This window comes from Campylobacter sp. LMG 7929 (assembly GCF_024723595.1).
Classification (GTDB): Bacteria; Campylobacterota; Campylobacteria; order Campylobacterales; family Campylobacteraceae; genus Campylobacter_D.
Window position 1 is genome coordinate 1 of record NZ_JANQCY010000032.1, and the last position, 1144, is coordinate 1144.

Annotated in this window: 2 pseudogenes; both read left to right on the forward strand. The window is 30.2% G+C overall.

Features of this window, described 5'->3' with window-relative positions:
* A pseudogene (locus CAMP5118_RS07920) lies at positions 1-752 on the forward strand (sodium-dependent transporter); the annotation flags it as partial.
* A 9-nt stretch (positions 753-761) separates the two neighbouring features.
* Positions 762-1144: pseudogene (locus CAMP5118_RS07925) on the forward strand (sodium-dependent transporter); the annotation flags it as partial.

Below are 1144 nucleotides of genomic sequence, written 5' to 3' on the forward strand. Positions count from 1 at the left end.
CTCCTGATTTTTCTAAGCTTGGTGTAGGGGCGTTTTTGAGTGCTTTAGGACTTGCTTGCTTTTCTTTATCTATTGGAGTGGGTTCGATTATAACTTATTCAGCGAGTTTACCTGATAAAACAAATTTTATTACAAGTACTATTAATATTATTATTATTAATATTATCATTGGTATTATGATGGGACTTATTGTATTTACTTTCATATTTGAATTTAATGGCAATCCAGCTCAGCAAGGTCCAGGTTTGATTTTTGTATCTTTAATGAGTTTGTTTTCAAATATTGATCCAATTGGCTTTTTACCTTTAGGAAATATTTTAGCTATAGCTTTTTTTATAGCTTTGTTTTTTGCAGGGATTACTTCAGCAGTTTCCATGATAGAACCTTTAACTTTTTACTTAATTAATTCTTATAATTTTACAAGAAAAAAAGCTTTGATTTTTATAGCTTTCATTGTATATTTTTTAGGAAGTTTATGTATTTTATCAGGAATTGAGTGGAGTAAAGATTCTTTGGAATTTTTTGGAAAAAGTTTTTTTGATATATTAGATTTTATAGCTTCAAATTTAATGATGCCTTTGGGTGGGTTATTTGGTGCAATCTTTGTAGGTTTTGTGCTTAAAAAAGAGGCTTTGCAAACTTTATTTTATCCTTATATGAGGGGTAAATACTTTGAGTGCTGGTATTTTTTTGTAAGATATATTTCACCTTTAGCGGTGATTTTAATCATGATAAAACAATTATTTTTTTAAGGTTAAAAGATGAATGAAAAATTTTCTAAAATAGGTTTTGTATTAGCAGTGGCAGGTTCAGCTGTTGGGCTTGGAAATGCTTGGAAATTTCCAACTTTAGTGGGTAACAATGGCGGTTCAGCTTTTGTGGTGGTGTATTTACTTTTAACCTTGGGTGTAGCTTTTGTAATATTTTTAGCAGAACTTAGCATAGGAAAACTTAGCGAAAAAGATCCTGTAAATGCTTATCATACTTTAGCACCAAAAAATAAAAAGGCATGGTCACTAGCGGGATTTTTTATGCTTGGTGCTATTATTTTAGTGTCTTTTTATAGTGTTGTGATAGGTTGGATAGCAAAATATGCTTATTTTGGGTTTTTTGAACTACCTAAAGATACAAATGAAGCAGGCGC